Genomic DNA, 20,097 nt, shown 5'->3' with positions numbered 1-20,097 from the left:
ACTAGTCAGTGATTGCGTTCACGAGAACGTTTTTCGTGCCACTACTCCATGTATTCGTGTGACATACTCTCTCGCACTCCTCCCAGGCGACGGTATCGGTGTCGAAGTTATCGACGAGACGCTTCCACTCCTCGAAGACGTGGCGGACACACATGGGTTTTCGGTCGAGACGGAGCGGTACGACTGGGGAAGCCAACGCTACCTCGAGGAAGGTGCAATGATGCCCGACGACGCGACAGATATCCTCGAAGGGTACGACGCCATCCTTCTCGGCGCAGTTGGTCACCCAGACATCCCAGACCACGTGACACTCCGTGGGATGATGCTCCCGATCAGGAAGACGTTCAACCAGCAGGTCTGTAAGCGACCGTCCGTGCTCTTCGACGGTGTCGAAAGCCCGCTTCGTGGCTACGATGGCGATGATATCGACTTCGTCGTGTACCGGGAAAACACAGAGGGAGAGTACGCAGACATCGGTGGTCACGAACACCACGGGTTCGGTCACGAAGTCGCGGTGCAGACTGCAGTATTCACACGGAAAGGCACAGAGGACATCGTCCGCGCGGCCTTCGAGGAGGCAACGGAGCGCGACGGGAAACTCACGAACGTTACGAAATCGAATGCACAGGCCTACGGGATGGTGTTCTGGGACGAAATCGTCGACGAAATCGCAGCAGACTATCCCGGCGTCGAAGTCGAGCGGTTGCTTGTCGATGCCGCGTCGATGGACCTCGTCCGTCGGCCCGACGAGTTCGATGTCATCGTCGCCTCGAACCTCTTTGGAGACATTCTCACAGACATCGGGGCGATCGTCAGCGGAAGCATGGGGCTCGCACCATCTGCCAATATCAACGTCGAAGGTGAGTACCCCTCGATGTTCGAACCTGTCCACGGGAGCGCCCCCGATATCGCGGGAGATGGCATCGCAAACCCGCTCGCGACGGTTCTCTCGATATCCATGCTGTACGACCATCTTGGCGAAACAGCGGCTGCTTCGACACTCTGGGATGCCGTGGAAACGCAGTTGGCCGACAGTGACGCACCACGAACGCCTGACCTCGGTGGCGATGCACGGACGTCTGCTGTCGTCGCTGACCTCCGTGACCGACTCTGACTGCCTCATCGAGGTGCCAGAAACGCTCGACTCGGTATCGACTTGGACACGGGGTGTGGCAACCGAACATCTCACCGACCCAGGGACGATGTTCACGTGAACGCTCGATAGTGGTTCCACTGTGGCCGCTTCGACAGACCCGCCGACCAACTTCGACGATCACATCTGCCTGTCTGAATCGTCGCAAACAGTATCTTTAACCCACTTGCATGGCTGAATATCGCCAATGACTCCCCAAACCCGACATCTCGTCGTTCCATTCCTTCGTCACATAGGGGGTCGATGAACACTGGCGTCACATTCAAACACCGAGCCCCAGTCGAGTCGCAGTCAGCGAATTGCGCTCATCCTTGCCGCTGCAGCAAGTAAGGGAAGTCCGGCACTCATGGGGACTGTGATGGCAGTCTACATCGGGCGTGCCGGTGGCTCACCGCTCACCGTCGGTCTCGTTCTCACGACGTACTTCTTCGGATGGACTGTCTTCGCTCCGATATGGGGTTCACTCGCTGACATCACTGGGAAACGGCGTGAAGTCCTCCTCGTCACTGCGGGGCTTGCGACGGTCTCGACGTTCCCGCTGCTGGTCGTCGAAGGTGTGTGGGACACGCTCGCCGTCCGAACCGCGTTCGCGTTGTTCTCTGCGGGTCACCTGCCAATTCTCCTCACGATCGTCAGCGCACAGGGTGGCTCGAATAGTCGTGGCCGGTCTATCGGTCTGTTTAGCAGCGTAGAAGCCATGGGATTCTCGGCTGCACAGTTGTCTGCGGGTGTCCTCCTTGGTCTCCTCGTTCCGTGGAGTATGTATCTCGTCGTGACGGCTGTCACTGCCGTTGTCTTCGTGGCTGCGTGGTTCATCGACGACCCAACCCCAGACTCGTCGACGTCGTTGTCAGTTAACGAGGTTTCCGCGGAGGTCCGTCGTCGCCTCTTCCCGTCGAAAGCAGGTCGCGCTCACATTCATACGAACGGGCTCAAATGGCTCTATATTGCCGTCTTTCTCCGGAACGCGACGGTTATCGGTACATCAAGCCTCTTGCCAGTGTACATCATCACCCAGCTTGGCCTCACCGAGGCGATGATGGGTGCGCTTCTCGCAATCAACCCGATTGGGCAGGTCGTCTTCATGTACCTTGTTGGGTATGTGACCGACCGCTTCGGTCGAAAGCCGCTCATCACCATCGGTATGGCCGGCAGTGCCGGATTTTCAGCACTGATGGCGGTCTCTGGATATCCTGACTCTACTGTCGCCCGAATCGCTATCGTTGCCCTCGCCTTTGCCGTCCTCGCAGCAGCATTCTCAGGGCTTCGTGTCGGTGCCGTCTCGTTCATCGGCGATATCGCCCCACCCGACCGCGAGTCAGAACTCATCGGCTTCCGTTCTACCGCCCGTGGCATCGGTGGCGTCCTTGGCCCCATCGTTATCGGCAGTATCGCTGCTGTGAGCACGTTTGAGACGGCGTTCCTCGTCGGGAGTCTATTCGCAGTTGTCGGGGCTGGTCTCGTCGCATTCACGTTGGTCGAGAGTCTCGAGACGGGACCGAGTGCTGTCGCTGGAACGAATTGAGCGAACGACCTTCGAGTTGTTCCCGTGTGCAACGACTTTCGCTGTCTCGGTGTCCGTCTTTGCTAGGTACTACGCGTTGGACACCGAGTCGACTACACTCGCGATGTTTGTTCGTGCGTCGCTGTCGAGTGTCGTAAGCGGCGGTCGAACGTCGTCATTATCGATAACACCGCGAGCCTGAAGCGCAGCTTTCGTTGCAGGCGCAAATCCGTGCGCAATGCACTGCTGGAACAGCGGTGCAATCCGGTTCTCGTGGATCTCTCGGGCGACGGAAACGTCACCGCGTTCCACCGCCTCGAATGCTTCTGCGAAAGCCCCCGGAAGTACGTTCGATAGTGCATTGATTCCACCAGTCGCTCCGAACAGGAGACTTGGGACGAGATGGCTATCGAACCCCTGGAACAGTTGGAACGAGTTTGGAGTTCGACGAAGAGTCTCCGAGACGGCGTTGAAATCCCCGCTTGAGTCTTTGAGCCCGTACACGTGGTCGTGGTCAGCGACATCGAGAAGCGTCTCGGTTTCGATGGCGCGACCGACACAACTCGGGAGATTGTACAGATATACCGGCAGCGTACTCTCGTCGGCAACTCGTCGAATGAACGTCGTATCGCCCGTCGGGTCGTTCGACCCGTGGAAGTACGGCAGTGTGATGAGTGCTGCATCCGCTCCGAGGTCGGCCGCCGTCTCGATTTTAGAGAGCGTCCCAGCCACGCTTGTATCGGCCGTCCCAGCCATTACCGGTGCACCGTTGGCATGTTCGATTGTCGTTTCGAGAACGGTCTGGTACTCGGCGTCTGAGAGGCTGGCGAACTCGCCAGTCGTCCCTGTCGGAACGAGTCCATCTACGCCCCCATCGAGGACGTATTCAACGAGATTACCGAGTGCGTCTTCGTCGACGTGTTCCCCATCGAACGGCGTGACGAGCGGGCAGTGGACGCCCTCGAACCGAACTGCGACACTTTTTGGCATTGCTCTTCATTTTCGTTACGGCGAATTATATCTTCCCACGGCACGCTGTTTCCATCGAGACTGAACGTCTAGTCTTGCACCACTTTGCTGCCGACTCGCTGGGCGAACTCGGCGACGACTTGGGGCGGATACGACGTCCTCACTTATCGGGGACCGGTGACTGAGAGAGGGAGACGCGACATCCCTCGGACAAGACATCTTCAGCGTGTGCGTGCGAGCCGTCGACGAGGGCAACGAGACCACCGGAGAGTGTCTCGCGGTCGAACGTCGAAAACTCCGCTTCGAGGCTCTTCAGAAGGTCTCCGAGCGTCGCCCCCTCGGCAACGTCCCTGGAGAGGGATTTCGTCCCAACGGCGATTGCAACCTCACCATAGCAGGCGATTTCCACGTTCATACGAGACGATGAAGAAAGCGACACAAAAATGGTCGTATTCCGTTCAGTGTTGTAGCCGTGTGCCGTTGACTATCGGTTGGCGGAGGAGCGGTCGGGAGAGTCAACTTCAAGGGAGTTCCAGTTGACCACCGACTATGACCATCGAAGTCGCTTTCGACCTGTTCGGACCGATACGAGATGTCGTGGGAAAAAAGCGCGTCACCGAATCTTTCGACGACGATGTATCTATCAGGGACGGCTTCTCGGCACTCTGCGATTCGTTTCCGGAACTCGAATCTCACCTCGGTCCGGACGGTTCGCGAACTGACGGCGTGACTGTCACAGTCGACGGTCGGAACATCAGGCAACTCGACGGAATCGAGACGACGCTGACTGACGGAGCGGTCGTTCGGTTAGCACCGCCCGTTGTCGGTGGGTAAAAATCGGCGAACGAGTGTTCAGTCGTCCGCAGTCGCGTACTCAGCGACTTTGGAATCCGAAATTGTACCGTCATCGTTCCAACCGCGGAGCTCGTAGTACTCGTCTAATGCCGATTCCATACCGGGGAGGTCGTAGGGGAGTGAGTCGTCGGAGCGGTCCATTCCTCGCTTGTTGTTGAAGTGACGTTCGAGTTCGACGGTACGAGCCCCGACTGCCTGCAGTTCTTCGTAATCACAGTCGAACAGGGCTTCGAGCGTCTCCTCTGTCACGTGTCCAGTGCCACCAGCGAAGGCGCAGACGACGCCCGAGTCGCGGAAGGCGGCGTGGTTTTCGTTTCGAATGACGAGTTCTGGTTTTCCATCGAGCGTTTCTGGGTCAACTTCGCCGTTGTACTCGTTTCGGAGCGTGGTCGAGTACATGTGGTCGCCACCACGGTTTGCAACTGCGTAGCTCAGTCCCTGCCCGTGGAGAACACGACCGTCGTGCGCAGCGAACTCCATGTCTTTCACGGTGTAATTTCGGACGCCAAGTTCGCCTGCCGCGCGTGAGACACCCTCTGCGAGGAGGTCTCCGATTCCCTCCCGGTAGGCAATCTTCTCGACAGTGTCGTGAACCAATTCGGCGTTGCCGAATTCGTCTTCGGACTTGAGATACGCTGCGACGGCGTTCCCACAACTGATGGTATCGAGGCCGAAGATGTCACAGAGCTCGTTCGACTGCATTACGTCGACGAGATCTCCGACACCGAGATTGCTCCCGAAAGAGAACACCGTTTCGAACTCTGGACCTTCGGTTTCGAGGCCGGTCTCTTCGTCACGGGTGGGGAGTTTACAGGCGAACGCACACATCGAACAGGATGCTTTCTTGTGTTTCTTCGCTTCGACTGCGTCCCCACCGATTTGATCGGCGTGCTCGAAATGATACTCTTCGAAGTACCGAGTTGGTAACGAGAAGTTATCGTTGATGAACTCTGTCCCTCCGGTCGTCCCCTGTCGGCGCATCAAGTCGTCAGAGGTTGCAGCCGCTTGATGGACTTTCATCTGGACGTCTTCAGGCAGGTCGACTTCGGGTACTGAGTCACCCTCGAAGGTGAGCATCTTCACGTTTTTCGACCCGAGAACAGCACCCAGGCCACCGCGACCGAAGGCACGACTCTCGTACGTCATCACACAGGCGTACCGGACGAGATTCTCACCGGCAGGACCGATACAGACGATGTTTTCGGCGTCGAGGTCGTGTTCTCGCTGTGCATATCCCGTCACTTCGGGGACTGTCGCACCTTCGAGTTCTGGGACTTCTTCAAACTCGACACCTTCGTCTGTCACGTGGATTGCGAGCAGTTCGTCAGATGCACCGGTAATCTCGACTGCCGGGTACCCCGTTCCGACGAAGTTCCGCGAGAGATAGCCACCGGCGTTAGCTGAAAGGAGTCCCCCGGTCAATGGGGACAGTCCTGTACAGTTCATTCGGCCAGTGAACGACATGCCCGATTGCTGCAGTGGCCCAGTTCCGAAGTAGACGCAGTTTTCCGGACCGAATGGATCGGCATCGAACGGAATTCGGTCGTGTGCGAGCTTCGTACAGAGACCCCGACCGCCGACGAATGCTTCGAGTTCTGTGTCGACATCTACCTTCGTTGCCTCTCGGTCACCCACATTGAGACTTAGCAACGGTCCTTTACTATGATTCATAGTGACGGTTTCTACAAGCAGGCACAAATAGTTGCGGGAAGTTTCATACCGGACAGTGAGTTCGATATTGTCGCACGTTGTCTAGTGAATAAACACCTTCATCTTTCATTATACTGGTTCGCTCGGAGTTGGTTGCTGTCGTATCGCAACTCGTGCTTCCTCAGCGAATGTGTGTTCGGTGATGATGAACAAGAGCGGACCTTGCCGATATTTGGCAATACGTCGCATGTGAAGCAGTAACATCGTTTTCGCATTACAAACCTATGTTTGTAAGTATTCGGGGGGTGAGGAAGGTCAATTCAGAGGCACTGTTCGTTATCGTCGCACAGGTGTTTCTGAAGGGTACATTTTTGAGAGGGCGAGATACTTCGTCTCTCACGAGACCCAATAGTACTTGAAAACTGGTTGCAGCTAAAACCGGAGAGCCTCCTACTCCAGATATCGAACGAAGTCGTACTGTTGTGGCTTTTCGACCTTCGATAATACCTGTCCGTAGCAAGTCGACGGCAAGAAGTCTGCTCTGGATGTTATCGAGGTGGTGTGGTTCGAAAATGAGGGGGGACAAACGTACCCCCTGAATGGTATTTCGCTTCCGTCAGGCTTGGGACAGTTGCTACTGTCATCTGGATGCTGAAAGTATCCGAAGATACGATGGCGAATCGCCTTCGACGATATCCGATCAGCAGTCCATCTGACTGACTATTCTGGTATCGCAGTTTGCCCTATACTGGGCCATGCTAATTACTAACCTACCTCATGATAAATGTTTCGACTTTGCCATCTATTGACACCCACCGCTGGGTCACCAACTGGAGACCGATTCGACTGTCTCACAGTGACTCGCCCGCATTCCCGCAATCTTATTACGGTCGTTACAAAGGAACACGTATGCGCTTTGGTGTACTCAGCACTGCAGACATTGGCGTTAATGCGGTGATTCCCGCTATACAGGCAAGTGAACACACAGTCGCCGCAATCGCCTCTCGCGATGATAGTCGTGCGAGGACTGTCGCCGATGAATGTGGAATCGAGAGATCCTACGGCAGGTACGAGGACCTGTTGGCCGATGATTCTCTCGACGCGGTCTACATCCCGTTACCGAATGGATTGCACGCAGAGTGGATTCGGAAGGCTGCCGATGCTGGACTGCACGTACTATGTGAGAAACCACTGACTGGAAGCGCCGAGGAGACGGCGGCAGTGTTCGACTACTGTGCAGAACGTGATGTTGTGTTGATGGAGGCGTTCATGTATCGATTCCACCCTCGTACCGAGCGGGCGAAGGAGATTGTCGACGAAGAACTCGGTGACGTTGTCTCGATGACTGCCTCGTTTTCCTTCAGAATGCCTGCTGGTGCGGAAGATATCCGCCTCGACCCTGAACTCGAAGGTGGGAGCATAATGGACGTTGGCTGTTATACTGTCAGTGCAACACGACTGTTCCTCGGGACTCCGGACCGCGTGTACGCAACGACGAAAGACACGAGGAACAGCGGGGTCGACACGAGAATGGCAGCTGTTCTAACCTACGATTCGGGGCCTGTCGCCCGACTCGAATCCTCGTTCGATACACCGAAGACACAGTACTACCGGATTCAGACGACTGACGGATGGCTGAAGGCAGAACCGACGTTCGCAGTCGACCGGTCTGAGCGAGTCGAACTCACGTACACTGCTGACGGCCGTGAGGTGACTGAGACATTCGACCCGGTCGATGATTACCGGAGTGAAGTCGAACACTTCGCCGACTGCGTATCGTCGGGAGAAACCCCACGTGTCGACCGAACCGAATCAGTTGCGGTTATGCGTATCATCGACGCACTCTACGAGAGTGCTGAACGAGGTGAATCGGTTACAATCGATTGAGCCCTGTCCAGCAGTCTGAAGCAATCTGAGACACTATCTATGTGTCTTGGAGGTGTTTGACGACCCCTTTGACGCTCAGATATCCGATCCTTCGCGCGCCGCAGCGATACGATTGCGGTGGTCAGCCGAGAGAGAGACGTCCGTTGCGCTGAGGTTCTCTTTCATCTGCCCGACCGTTCGGGCGCCGACGATCGGAATGCACTGGAACCGTTCAATGTCCATGAGATAACGGAGCGCGACCTGTGCGGGTGAAGCATCGATGTCGTTTGCGATGGACTCGATGGTATCGACGACGCGCCAACTCGTTTCAGAGACGTACTCGTCCTGGAAATATCCGACGAGGTCGGCGCGTGACCCGTCTGGACCGACCGCATGGCCGTCGTCGTCGCGTTCGTATTTTCCGGTAAGGAATCCGCCTGCAAGGGGCGAATACGGACAGACTGCGAGGTCCTGGTCGGCGCATACGTCGAGATAGTTGTCGACTTCTTGGTACGCTGCGTGGTACATCGGTTGGGTCACCTCGAACCGCTCTAGCCCCTCGACGTCACTTGTCCAGAGTGCTTTGGTTAATTGCCACGCCGCCATCGTCGACGCACCAAGATAGTTGACCTTCCCCTCTTCGACGAGGCCATTCAACGCCTGCAGCGTTTCGCTAATCGGTGTGTTTTCGTCCCAGCGGTGAATGTAGTAGACGTCGAGATAATCCGTTCCGAGGCGGTCGAGTGTGCCCTCGATCTGGTTGCGGATGTGCGTCCGCGAGAGACCTCGACCGTTTGGATTGTCTTCGTCGAAGGGGAAGTACACCTTCGAGGCGATGACGAAGTCTTCTCGGTCGTGGTCAGTGAGCCAGTCACCGATGTACTCCTCGCTCGTTCCCGAGGTAGTTCCGTAGACATTTGCGGTGTCGATGTAGTTTCCTCCTCCCTCCCAGAACGTGTCGAGCAGGTCGTGTGCGAGCGAGCGGTCGGTCTCGAGGACATCTCCCGATTTCATCCCAAACCGCCAGGTCCCAAAACAAATTTCGGAGACTCTCGTCCCAGTCGAACCTAATTGCGTGTACTCCATACAAATTCTACTCAACGTTCCTATATAATTCCTTGAGTAGCGGCTGGAAAAGCTTCGAGATTGCGTCTGCTCCTGAGCGGTCCCTATCGGGGCTTTCTGAAAACACATTGCGTTCCCCGTTGGGTGGATTTACTGAGACCCGTCTGTTGTTGAGATACCGTCAGCCGTCTCAATCTGTGGAGACACCTTCGGAGGACGTACTCTCGTCGTAGCTGTACACGATTGCAACAGTCACGAACAAGGCGAGGAACGTGAAACCGGCGATAGCGAAGAAGGCGACTTGGATTGCGACGTAATCGATGAGTGCTCCGAACAGGGCTGGAGCCAGTGCACCTCCAACCATCGTCCCGACAGTGATCGTTGCGAAGTTCATTCCGAGTGCTTGTCTTCCAGAGAACGAGTCGGTTAGTTTCGACCGTGCCGGACCTGCGAGGCTCCTGATGCCGCCGATGAGAAGTGCGACCACGATCGCAAAAACCGGCGGAATCGCTAACGACCCGAACAGTGTCACGAGTAGTCCCACGACGGCGAACGTCGCGACGATAACCGGACCTGGTTCGAGTCTGTCGGCGAGGTCACCACCAACCAGTACCATGACTGCCCCAGCGAGGAACATCGCAGTGAGTGTGAGATTGGCTGTGTCGAGTCCGACTCCGTATCCATCGGTCAGGAGAATGACGGTGTACGTCGTAACCCCCCAACCAGACATCGCTGCAATGAATGCGAGGAATGTCAGGGCGAGGATTGCTGGTGCGGCAGCAAGTGACCGAAGTTCTGCGAGAATCCGCTGTGACAGCGGTCGTGTCGTGTGCGTGTCGGTCGTGTCGTCCCGGTCAGGTCTGGTCACCCCGGGACCAACGTACCGAACGAATACAAACAGCGTAACAATCGTGTACACTGCCCCGGCAATCCCGATGAGCCCGACTGCGTGGCGCCACGATAGGCCGCCAAGCCCGATGGCAGCAGTGATGAACGCTGGAGGGATGGCAAAGCCAATGTTCCCTGCAAATCCGCGCATGCTGAACGCGCGTCCGCGGAGTTCAGGGGGCGTCGCTTCAGACAGAAGCGGGAAATGTGTCGGATGATGGCCGGCGACACCGAGTCCGAGTAGTAACTGTCCAGCGACCAGCACAGGATACGACGGTGCTACCGCCACGATGAAGACTCCAAGTGTTCCAAAGCCGAGCGAGAGCCCCAGTGTCAACGTCCGACTGTAGTTATCCGAAAGATAGCCGAATGGGAGTTGAAATACGGTGTTGGTCACTCCCTGGGCACCCATCGCAAGCCCCAGGAGGAAGAGACTCACTTCGAAGTCCGATGCGAGGACTCCGAGAATGGGCGGAAACAACACCAGATACATGTGGTTTACCAGCTCTGCCCCACTCACGAGACCGATGACGAGTTTCGTCTCGGTCGGTACTGACCGTAGTCGTGGGGGGAGCGAATTATCCATGAGCAGTCCTAATATATCGGGTCATCGTTAGAAACTGTCGGTGGAGGTAGTCTACGTCCACCGCGAGTTGGGGCGCGCCTCTGTTGGCTCTCTTGAGTTCACTGTCCCCACTCGACGATATCGGAACAGAGGGGACGGTGGCCATCCAGCCAAAAATCGAGTGATAGTAATAGTCCGTTTGTCACCCATTCGGGTGACTGCGGGACCTGACGTACCTCGTCTTATTCAGAGAGCGTGATACTGGCGACCGTGTTCGGTGGGAGTTCGACGACGCAGATGCCGTCTTCGATCTCTTCGACTTCGAGTGTATCTGCTGCGAAGTCGTCGGCGTTGTCCGGAGATGAGAACTCGTCCGCTTCGAGGTCCTCGAAGAGAACTTCTGCTTCGACCGTGCTCAGCTCGTCCATGTCCGTATCGACACGGACAGTTCGACTCTCGTTCAGGTCACGGTTCGAGACCGTTGCGAACACGTTCCCGTCCGATTCAGACGCAGACGCGCTGACCATCGGAACGTCGAACTCTTCGTCTTCAATCTCAAGGACGTCGGTGTCCACTACAGTACGAAGTGCCGTCCCACCCATGTGCTTCTTGTAGAGGTCGAACACGTGGTAGGTCGGTGTCGTCCACGCTTCACTCTCGTTCGTCTGGACCAGACACTGAAGGACGTTCACTGTCTGTGCGATGTTTGCCATGGTCACGACGTCTGCGCGTGCGTTGAGGTCGTCGAGAACGCCAGCAGCGGAGACCGCGTCACGAACCGTATTCTCTTGTTCGAGTCCGTTGTCGCTGACGGCTTCCGGGTGCCAGACGCCCCACTCGTCGACGATCACGCCGATGTCCGCGTGGGGTGCGAAAACGTCGAGTGCTTCAATGGCGTCGTCGACGTCAGCAGCAACCTTTCGTGCCCGTGCGAACAGTTTGTAGTACTGTTCTTCAGTGAACTCAGTTTCGCCACCCGCCTTGTAGTAGCGGTGAACGGCGAGGTGGTCCATGAGGTTGTGTGGCGAGCCGTCGACCCAGTCGATTCCTTGTTCCAGTTGGTCGAGGAAGCGACGGTTCCAGTCGTCGTTGATGTGGCCGACCGCAATCAGTTCCAGATCGGTGTTCGACATCGTCCGGTCGTACGTTCGGAGATAGTTCGCGTACCGACGGAACTCTTTCGCGTATTCTTCTGGGCTGAATCGTCCACCACAGCCCCAGTTCTCGTTGCCGACGCCCCAGAACCGGACGTCGTAGCCGTCCTCGCCATTCCCAGTCTGGTCGTTCTCTCGGCGGCGGTTCGCGAGTTCGGTGTCGCCGTCGTAGTTACAGTACTCGACCCAGTTCGTCGCCTCGTCCGGGCTTCCGGTTCCGACGTTCGCGGCGAAGTACGGTTCTGTACCGAGCGACTCACACAGCCGAACGAACTCGTCGGTACCGAAGTCGTTGGATTCCTCGAAGACTTCTTCACGCCCCTGTGCCCAGTGGAGGTTTCGGCGCTGTGGTCGGTCTTCGCGTGCTCCGACGCCATCTTCCCAGTGATAGTCGTCTGCGAAACAGCCACCAGGCCACCGCAGCACCGGCATGTCGAGTTCCCGTAGCAAGGAGACGGTGTCCTCTCGGATGCCGTCATTTGTTTCTACCTGGCCGTCGTCACCCACCCAAACACCACCGTATATACACCGACCAAGATGCTCAGCGAAATGACCGTAGATATCCGGTGAGATTTGGTCGATAGGATCATGTCTTCGGATGAATAGCTCGCTATCCATAATAAGTGGCTCACACTCCAGTAATTAATAATTTAGTATTGCGGTAGCATGCCCTTCACTCACATATCTCCGTGCGGTTAGCAGGTGTCGGTCAGTCAGTTCTAGGGTATGGCTCAAGCCATCGGAATCCAGACCCGCATCGACCCAGGTTCACGATTGTCCCACGCGAAGTACGGAACGGCGACGACAGCTGTGTCTACTCGTTCGATAGCTGCGTCTGGACGATAGAGGGTTTCATCCCACGTCCCTGTCTCTGGCACGGACCCTGTCCCTCGTAACACCGTCATTCGGTCAACTGTGTCGTGGTCGGAAACGGCTTCGAACGAATCGAGAGAGTGGAGTTCGATGTTCTGGACAGGAACCGAGTGGTCGGCGTCTTCCAGACAGTAGATGAGTGGGCCGCGACGCAACGCCACGCGGCCCGTATCGTGTCGGACGTTCGGATGTGCTTGGAGTGCTTCGACAGCTGCGGAAAACGAGACGCTCACCTCGTCCCCCGTTTGCCACGTCCGGTCGAGATTGAGGTATCCGTTCGACTGCGATGGTGTAGTCGCATCACCGTTGACGCGAACGTCGACGGACCTGGCCCACTCTGGAATTCGAACCCGGAAATCCAGAGCGACGGTGCCCTGATGAGTGAATTTGAAGCTCACTTCCGGATTCCACGGGAACGCTGACTGCTGAATTATCGAGACACTGTTCCCATCGAATTCTGTATGCACGGTGCTTCCGATGAACTGGGTAACGTACAGGACGTTTTCGCTCGGAGTTGTGGCATAGATGTACCGCTCAAGAGACGCCAGTAACCGTGCCGCGTTCGGTGGACAGCAGGCAACGTAGAACCACTCTTTTCGGTGATGGTCGCCTGCTGACTCCAGTGGGTTGACGTAGAAATACCGACCACCTTCCGTCGAGATACTCGCGAGGAAGCCGTTGTAGAGGGTTCGTTCGACGAGGTCGTGATACTGTGCATCACCAGTAAGTTCGAATAGCCGTCGGTTCCAGAAGATGCTCCCAACAGCCGCGCACGTCTCGGCGTACGCGGTTTCGTTCGGTAAGTCGTAATCCTCGGTGAACCCCTCATGCGTGGCTGTCGACCCTATCCCGCCGGTCACGTACATCCGTCTGGTCGTCATGTTCTCCCACAGTCGGTTCATCGCGTCCCACAACTCCTCGTCGTATTCCTCCAAGAGAAGGGATGTTACGCCCGTAAAGAGATACATCGCCCGAACAGCGTGTCCTTCTACGGTGTCTTGCTGCCGAACAGGAAGGTGGTCCTGTGCGTATCGTCCATCGTACTCGCCCTCGTCGGTGAGGAACTGTTCTCGCGACCGGTCTGCGGATAACTGGCCGTGATGGATGAAGGTCGAACCTGCGATTGCGTCGATCTGTTCCAGTTCTCGCTCTAACCGGGAGGGTGCATTTCCACGAGCATCGATAAAGTACGACGCGAGTCGAAGATATCGCCTCGTTCCAGTCGCTCGATAGAGTTTGACGAGTGCGAGTTCGATTTCCTCGTGACCTGGAACTCCATCTTGTTCAGCTGGACCGAATTGCCGGTCGATCTGGTCTGCGAACGAGACCGCAACATCGAGGAGACTGTCATCACCCAAGGCACGATGATGCGCGACCGCGGCTTCGATGAGGTGGCCTGCACAGTACAATTCATGCATTCTGTTCAGGTTTTCCCATCGACCATTCGGTTCTTCCAACATGAAGTACGTGTGGAGGTACCCGTCTTCGGCTTGCGTCTCCGCGATGAGGTCGATAACGTCAGTCACTCGATTTCGGAGTTCGTCGTTCTCACCGTCCCCCGAGAGTACGTAGCTGGCTGCTTCGAGCCATTTGTAGGCGTCCGAATCGATGAACATCGGTCCGTCGAACCCGTTGCGTTTTCCCGCCGCGACTCGACGGAAGTTTTCGAGACACCCACTCTGATCCAACTGTTCGTACTGGTGAGCGAGTGTCACTTCTCGGTTGGTTTCGAGTCGAGGATTCCAAAAATCGTCATCTATCTGCACGTCTGAGAGCGGCAGCTGCCGTGTATGTCTCGAGGTGTGGGGTGGCATGTACTCTCATCAACCACACAGACTACTTAATAGATTCCGTGCAGGTGACGACATCGAGAGCGGGCACATCGCCCGTGTGGGGGGCAGCACGCTGCCGTGACGAGCCACTGCCACCCGTACTTATTTATCGCACACTCGCCATCTCGTTATAGCATGTCTACATTAGAGAGAACCGAGAGAGTCGGCGTCGCCGATGTAGAAATCGACGATGAGTTCTGGTCGCCGTGGATCTCTCGGAACCGGGACGTCACAATCGAATATCAGTACGACCAGTTACAGGAATCGGGGTCACTGGAAAACTTCCGTCGAGTGGGAGACGGCGAGAATGGTGGGTTCCAGGGGATGTGGTTCCAAGATAGTGACGCGTACAAGTGGCTCGAAGCGGCTAGTTATGTCCTCGCCAGCGACGACGACACTGAACTTCGTTCCAAGGTCGATGAAGTGGTCGGTCTCATCGAGGAAGCGCAAGCTGACTCGGGCTATCTGAATACGTACTTCCAACTCGTCGAACCCGATATGAAGTGGACGAATCTCCATCTCATGCACGAGTTATACTGTCTGGGCCATCTCATCGAGGCGGGGGTCGCTCACCACGAAGCAACTGGAGACGACCGGCTACTCGCGGTCGTCCGTAAGGCAGCAGACCACGTCGACGACGTGTTCCCCGCGGAAGTCGATGGCGTCCCGGGGCACGAGGAAATCGAACTTGCGCTGATTCGTCTGTACCACACTACTGATGAACAGCGGTACCTCGACCTGGCGGAGTACTTCATCGAGAAGCGTGGCCGGGATGACCGCCTCGCGTGGGAGTTCGACCACATGGACGAACTTGGAGGTGCAGCCTTCGATTCCGATTCGTGGGAGGGGTCACTGCTCGACGCTGGCAAGGACCTGTTTTTAGACGATACCGGAGAGTACGACGGGAGTTACGCGCAGGCACACGTTCCTGTCGTGGACCAAGAGACAGTCGAAGGCCACTCCGTTCGGGCGATGTATCTCTATGCGGCAGTCACAGACCTTGTCAAAGAGACCGAGGACCAAGACCTCCGCGAAGCACTCGAGGCGCTCTGGGAGAACATGACGACCAGACGAATGTACGTGACTGGTGGCATTGGCTCTGAAGCAGCCCACGAGGGCTTCACCGAGGATTACGACTTACCGAACGAAACTGCGTACACCGAGACGTGTGCAGCGGTCGGAAACATTTTCTGGAATCAACGGCTGTTCGAGCTTTTCGGCGAAGCAAAGTACCACGACCTCGTCGAACGAACCCTCTACAACGGCTTCCTCGCGGGAGTTGGGATGAACGGGACCCACTTCTTCTACGAAAATCCGCTCGCAAGTTCGGGAGACCATCACCGGAAGGGTTGGTTTACCTGTGCATGTTGTCCACCGAACGCTGCCCGTCTGTTTGCCTCGTTGGGGCAGTACGTTTACACGAAAAGTGATGACGGGGTGTATGTCAACCAGTACATCGGCAGCAGCGTAGAGACCTCGGTCGGCGAGGAGTCCGTAGCACTCGAACAAACCAGCTCGTTGCCGTGGGCGGGGAAGGTGAACATCGATGTCACCGAAGCACCGAACGACGGTGTTTCGCTCCACGTGCGTATCCCCGAATGGGCCGACAACGTCACGATCTCGAAGGACGGTGCGTCGATTGACCACAACGGTGAGAAGTACGTCGACGTCGCAGTCAGTGCAGGTGACAGCGTCTCGGTCGAACTGGAGCAGCAAATTCAGCAGCTTCGCGCACACCCTGCAGTCGAGAGTGACGCAGGGCGGGTTGCAGTCACCCGCGGACCGTTAGTCTACTGCGCCGAGTCCATCGACGCGGAGAACCAACTGCACCGGTATGCTGTGTCGACCGAGACCGATATCAAAGCATCACACCAGAAGGACCTCCTGAGTGGTGTGACGACACTCACAGTCGACTCTGAGGTTTCTACGTCTGATGGGTGGGACAGTGCGCTTTACCGCCCGGATGAGGAGACCTCGCGTGAGGCAGCGAAGTTGGAGCTGATTCCATATTACGCGTGGGACAACCGAGACCCGGGCAAGATGAACGTCTGGCTACGCGCACCGTAGCAGGTCTAGCAGACCCCGCGGTTCGCTCTGAATTGCCACTGCAGGCAATTTCTCAAGCGAACGTAGAACCGGGAGACTCCGTCACCGCAAGCACGACTTTTTTAAGGTGGTTCGGTGAAGGTCCTTTCATGAAAGAAACAATTGTAGTCACCGGTGCGCTTGGTGGTTCTGGCAGTTGGATAGTCGACCACCTCAGGCACGACGCCGATGTCGTGGCAGTCGATTTGACACTCCCAGAAGACCAGGACGTCGAAGGAGTGGACTTTCGGGCGGTGGACCTCACCGAACAGGGACAGGTGTTTGAGACAATCCTGGATGCCGACCCGACCGCAGTCGTTCACTTCGGGAATATTCCACACGAAGAAGACCATGCGGGAGGCCACGTCTACGAGAACAACACGATGGGGACGTTCCATACGCTCGAAGCGGCGGGGCGTGCGGGGGCCAAAGTCGTTTGGGCATCGAGCGAAACTGTCTACGGGACACACTGGCCCGAACCGAAACTCCCCGAGTATCTCCCACTCGACGAGGAACATCCAGTTGCCCCGTGGAACGGCTACGAAACGTCGAAACTGTCCGGCGAAGCGGCCGCTGAACGAGTTTCGAACAAATACAACGTCCCGGTCGCATCGATTCGGCCTTCCTGGATTCAGTATCCCGGTGATTACGTAGTAACGCCGTTCCGAGAGCAGTTTAGCTTCGAGACCGCATCTCGATTCGGAAACTTCTGGTCTTACATCGACATCCGAGATATCGTCGGAGTCGTAACCGCCGCCCTGGAGAGTGATTTCACAGGCCACGAAGTGTTCAACGCGTTCGGACCCGACAACTTCCTCGGTGTCCCAACTGCTGATGCAATCGAAGCGGGATTCGGTTCGCTTCCAGAAACGTGTGAGCTGTCCGGAGAGGAATCGGCGTTCTCGACCGAGAAAGCTCGAACAGTTCTCGGTTGGGAACCTACTCATTCCTGGCGCGACGCCGAAGACGAACACATCGCTGGTCCATCGTTCGTCTGAGTCGCGTTCGGAAGCGTATTTTCGGACGGAAGAGGTACACCACGCCGGGAGTGTACAGGTTCTCGAACGAAATTCAGTCTAGTATCAACTGCTCACTAGCCGCTGTTGAGAACCGAATGATTCTGGATGAATAGCAACTATGAGCCATCTCTTCGGTTGTCAGTACCCGGAGTTCAGCCGGAATAACGCCGTGGTGTCCTTAAAAAATCACTGAGGGCTCATCTTGAGGTCGCCCACAGGGTCGAACGTGTCGTCGAGAAGGAGTACGTGGAAGCTGAACAGCACCGCCGGGAAGACGAGAACGACAGCAACCGTCAACAACGCGGAAGTGACCAGTAACAGGAGACTCGCCGAACCCATCATCACTGCTGTAATCGGATGCTGGATAGTCCACCGGTAACCGGTTTCGAGCGCGTCGCTCGCAGGGTGGCCTCGCGAAAGCCCAAGTAGTGCAGTTGGGACAACGAGTGACAGGTGTGCAGTCACGTAGAGTGCGAGCACACCCAGGACAGCAGCGAGGGTCGACCCTGTCATGAGGTACTGATGGGTGTATAGTAGCCCCATCACGGCGATTATCGAGACTGCAGTCGTGATGAGTACCGCATGAATCGCCTGCCTCCGGACGATACTGAACACCTCCCCAACGTCGATCCATCCCTTCTCACGCAGTGAGCAGATTGCCGCGTACGCGCCCAACGTTGCTGGCCCCGCGGTGATAATCGGGAGCGAAGCAAGGACCCAGACGAGACTGAGCCCAACGAGGGGGAAACTGTGTTCGTACACGAACCTGACCGCTGCTCGAAGCGAACGGTGGATGGACAGAGTTGGGGAGGTGTGGCTCATTATTCCGTGACCCCCTGTAACTCGACTGCACGCACCAAGTGCTGCTGCAGCCAGAGGAATATCACGAAGAGTGGGATCGATGCGAGCACGGCAGCGGCCATGATTCGGCCTGGCCGATAGATCGTTCCGTCGAGGAGCGAGACGAGCCCGATGGGCAACGTGAACGCTGCGTTGTCCTGTAGCACGATGAGTGGCCACAGGAACTGGTTCCAGTTCCACACGAATATGAACAGGCCGAGTGCGGTCAGAATTGGCCGCGAGAGCGGCAGGATGATGTGCCTGTAGACTTGGAAGTTCGAGAAGCCATCGAGCCGTGCAGCTTCTTCGTACTCTCCAGGGATGTCCTTGAAGAACTGGTACAGCATGAAGACGCCAATCGGACCGGCTGTCGCCGGCAAGATGACGCCCCAGAGGCTGTTCACCAACCCGAGGTTCGCAACGAGCGTGAACAGTGGGACGATGTTCAGGTAGTAAGGAACCATGAAACTCGCCACGATGATGCTCAACACGGCCGCCTGTCCCGGCCAGTCGAGTCTGGCGAGCGAGAAGGCAATCATCGAGTCTACCACGAGCACGAGCAGCGTCGTGATTCCTGCGATGACAAACGTGTTGATCGTCCACTCAACAATCAGAGACTCCGTGAGGAGGAACTGATAGTGTTCGAACGTAACCTCTGGCGGAATCCAGTACGGTTTTGGCTGGATAGCCAAACTCCGTGGTTGGAACGATACGACGACCATGTACAGGTAAGGAAGGACGAACAGGAATGCCGCCACAAACAGGTAGCTGTGTGACGCGAGTTCCTCGATCGACATGGAACCTGTCGCGCGGTCGAACAGTGACGAGTTGGATGCGCTTTCTTCACTCATTGACATCACCTCCGAGGACGTAGTAGTTCACCATTGAAACACCGATGAGGACGATGAACAACACGTACCCCATGGCTGCTGCGTACCCGTATGCACGCTGGTTGAACGCGCTCTCGTAGAGATACATGACCAGCGTTTCTGTCGCCCTCGATGGACCACCAGAAGTCATGACGTACGGTTGCGCGAACACCTGGAACTGCAGGATGAACTGAATGATGACGACGAACAGCAGCGCGTTGCGCATCTGCGGAAGCGTGATGTCGCGAAACGCTCGCCAACTGGTCGCGCCGTCGAGTCGAGCGGCTTCGTAGAGCCGCTCTGGAACGTTTTGGCGTGCTGCCAAGAAGATGATGAAGTTGAACCCGATTCCCCACCAGACAGTGGTCATCGAGAGCGCAGGCATCGCCCAGAATTGAGAGCCCAGATAGTTCGGGGGATCGTCGATTATCGCCCCGAGATAGTAGTTGAGTGGGCCGAAGTCGCCGGCGAGCACTTCCAGCCAGACGATAGCGACCACTGAGACGGTCAGGATGTACGGGCTGAAGTAGATGGTGCGGAGTGTTCCCTTACCGAACCTAGCACGGTTCACACCTAACGCCAGCGCTAATCCAACAACCACGATGGCCGGCACCGTCAGAGCCACGAAGAAGATGGTATTACCGAGACTGTTCCAGAAGAACGGGTCTCCGAACAGCTGGACGTAGTTCTCCATGCCAATCCACGTTGAATTGGCTGGAGTCAGTGGATCCCAATCGTGGAAACTCATGTAGAGCCCTTTGATGAGGGGCCACAGGAGGAACACAGAGAACACCGCCAGGTACGGAAGTGCCCACAGGACCCCCTCGAGAGACTCCCGCTCGATCCCAGCAATCGTTTGCTGGGCGGGCCCTTTTCGTACTGACGGGATTCTATCTGCTAACGACATGGG

Annotated in this window: 16 protein-coding genes; 6 read left to right on the top strand and 10 right to left on the bottom strand. The window is 56.7% G+C overall.

Annotated elements, in window-relative coordinates; all coding sequences use genetic code 11:
* Nucleotides 1–58: 58 nt before the first annotated feature.
* Nucleotides 59–1,114: an isocitrate/isopropylmalate dehydrogenase family protein gene (locus ACK3SC_RS18840; protein WP_416841797.1), complete on the top strand. Its 1,056-nt coding sequence runs from the start codon at nucleotides 59–61 to the stop codon at nucleotides 1,112–1,114.
* A 385-nt stretch (nucleotides 1,115–1,499) separates the two neighbouring features.
* On the top strand, nucleotides 1,500–2,678 hold the full coding sequence (locus ACK3SC_RS18835; RefSeq protein WP_416841796.1) for an MFS transporter: 1,179 nt from the start codon (nucleotides 1,500–1,502) through the stop codon (nucleotides 2,676–2,678).
* Nucleotides 2,679–2,747: 69 nt separating this feature from the next.
* Here ACK3SC_RS18835 and ACK3SC_RS18830 read toward each other — a convergent pair whose 3' ends face one another.
* Nucleotides 2,748–3,647 (bottom strand): dihydrodipicolinate synthase family protein, encoded by a 900-nt coding sequence (locus tag ACK3SC_RS18830; RefSeq protein WP_416841795.1) that lies wholly within the window; start codon nucleotides 3,645–3,647, stop codon nucleotides 2,748–2,750.
* Nucleotides 3,648–3,786: 139 nt separating this feature from the next.
* A complete protein-coding gene (locus ACK3SC_RS18825) occupies nucleotides 3,787–4,041 on the bottom strand; it encodes a MoaD/ThiS family protein (protein ID WP_416841794.1) in 255 nt (84 codons plus the stop codon).
* Between the two features lie 134 nt (nucleotides 4,042–4,175).
* Between ACK3SC_RS18825 and ACK3SC_RS18820 the strand changes: the two genes are divergently transcribed.
* Nucleotides 4,176–4,460, top strand: coding sequence for a ubiquitin-like small modifier protein 1 (locus ACK3SC_RS18820; protein ID WP_416841793.1), 285 nt, complete (start codon nucleotides 4,176–4,178; stop codon nucleotides 4,458–4,460).
* Nucleotides 4,461–4,478: 18 nt separating this feature from the next.
* Here ACK3SC_RS18820 and ACK3SC_RS18815 read toward each other — a convergent pair whose 3' ends face one another.
* On the bottom strand, nucleotides 4,479–6,152 hold the full coding sequence (locus tag ACK3SC_RS18815; protein WP_416841792.1) for an aldehyde ferredoxin oxidoreductase family protein: 1,674 nt from the start codon (nucleotides 6,150–6,152) through the stop codon (nucleotides 4,479–4,481).
* A gap of 888 nt (nucleotides 6,153–7,040) precedes the next feature.
* Between ACK3SC_RS18815 and ACK3SC_RS18810 the strand changes: the two genes are divergently transcribed.
* Nucleotides 7,041–8,018 carry a Gfo/Idh/MocA family protein gene (locus tag ACK3SC_RS18810; protein WP_416841791.1) on the top strand — a complete coding sequence of 326 codons (978 nt, stop codon included), beginning with the start codon at nucleotides 7,041–7,043 and terminating at the stop codon, nucleotides 8,016–8,018.
* A gap of 75 nt (nucleotides 8,019–8,093) precedes the next feature.
* On the opposite strand, the gene ACK3SC_RS18805 is transcribed toward ACK3SC_RS18810, so the two are convergent.
* The 4 genes from ACK3SC_RS18805 to ACK3SC_RS18790 all read right to left on the bottom strand — a co-directional run bounded on the left by ACK3SC_RS18805 (nucleotide 8,094) and on the right by ACK3SC_RS18790 (nucleotide 14,356).
* A complete protein-coding gene (locus ACK3SC_RS18805) occupies nucleotides 8,094–9,083 on the bottom strand; it encodes an aldo/keto reductase (protein WP_416841790.1) in 990 nt (329 codons plus the stop codon).
* Between the two features lie 169 nt (nucleotides 9,084–9,252).
* The gene (locus tag ACK3SC_RS18800; RefSeq protein ID WP_416841789.1) at nucleotides 9,253–10,536 is read right to left on the bottom strand and encodes an MFS transporter; all 1,284 of its coding nucleotides are present in this window, start codon (nucleotides 10,534–10,536) and stop codon (nucleotides 9,253–9,255) included.
* Nucleotides 10,537–10,757: 221 nt separating this feature from the next.
* Nucleotides 10,758–12,287: an alpha-N-arabinofuranosidase gene (locus ACK3SC_RS18795; protein ID WP_416841788.1), complete on the bottom strand. Its 1,530-nt coding sequence runs from the start codon at nucleotides 12,285–12,287 to the stop codon at nucleotides 10,758–10,760.
* Between the two features lie 113 nt (nucleotides 12,288–12,400).
* A complete protein-coding gene (locus ACK3SC_RS18790; protein WP_416841787.1) occupies nucleotides 12,401–14,356 on the bottom strand; it encodes a glycoside hydrolase family 127 protein in 1,956 nt (651 codons plus the stop codon).
* A 153-nt stretch (nucleotides 14,357–14,509) separates the two neighbouring features.
* Between ACK3SC_RS18790 and ACK3SC_RS18785 the strand changes: the two genes are divergently transcribed.
* Together ACK3SC_RS18785 and ACK3SC_RS18780 are read left to right on the top strand one after the other, a co-directional pair.
* On the top strand, nucleotides 14,510–16,441 hold the full coding sequence (locus ACK3SC_RS18785) for a glycoside hydrolase family 127 protein (RefSeq protein WP_416841786.1): 1,932 nt from the start codon (nucleotides 14,510–14,512) through the stop codon (nucleotides 16,439–16,441).
* A 128-nt stretch (nucleotides 16,442–16,569) separates the two neighbouring features.
* Nucleotides 16,570–17,457 carry an NAD-dependent epimerase/dehydratase family protein gene (locus tag ACK3SC_RS18780; RefSeq protein WP_416841785.1) on the top strand — a complete coding sequence of 296 codons (888 nt, stop codon included), beginning with the start codon at nucleotides 16,570–16,572 and terminating at the stop codon, nucleotides 17,455–17,457.
* A gap of 207 nt (nucleotides 17,458–17,664) precedes the next feature.
* Here the strand turns inward: ACK3SC_RS18780 and ACK3SC_RS18775 are convergent, their stop codons facing one another.
* From ACK3SC_RS18775 to ACK3SC_RS18765, 3 genes are read right to left on the bottom strand one after another with little or no spacing between them, the layout of a single operon-like run.
* Nucleotides 17,665–18,300, bottom strand: a complete 636-nt coding sequence (locus tag ACK3SC_RS18775; protein ID WP_416841784.1) for a hypothetical protein — start codon at nucleotides 18,298–18,300, stop codon at nucleotides 17,665–17,667.
* Nucleotides 18,300–19,169, bottom strand: a complete 870-nt coding sequence (locus ACK3SC_RS18770; protein ID WP_416841783.1) for a carbohydrate ABC transporter permease — start codon at nucleotides 19,167–19,169, stop codon at nucleotides 18,300–18,302. The genes ACK3SC_RS18775 and ACK3SC_RS18770 overlap by 1 nt, the downstream gene beginning before the upstream one ends.
* On the bottom strand, nucleotides 19,162–20,094 hold the full coding sequence (locus tag ACK3SC_RS18765; RefSeq protein WP_416841782.1) for a carbohydrate ABC transporter permease: 933 nt from the start codon (nucleotides 20,092–20,094) through the stop codon (nucleotides 19,162–19,164). The genes ACK3SC_RS18770 and ACK3SC_RS18765 overlap by 8 nt, the downstream gene beginning before the upstream one ends.
* Nucleotides 20,095–20,097: the final 3 nt, after the last annotated feature.

The organism is Haloferax sp. DFSO52, assembly GCF_048158745.1.
Taxonomy (GTDB): Archaea; Halobacteriota; Halobacteria; order Halobacteriales; family Haloferacaceae; genus Haloferax.
This window is presented reverse-complemented; position numbering and strand designations above follow the sequence as displayed.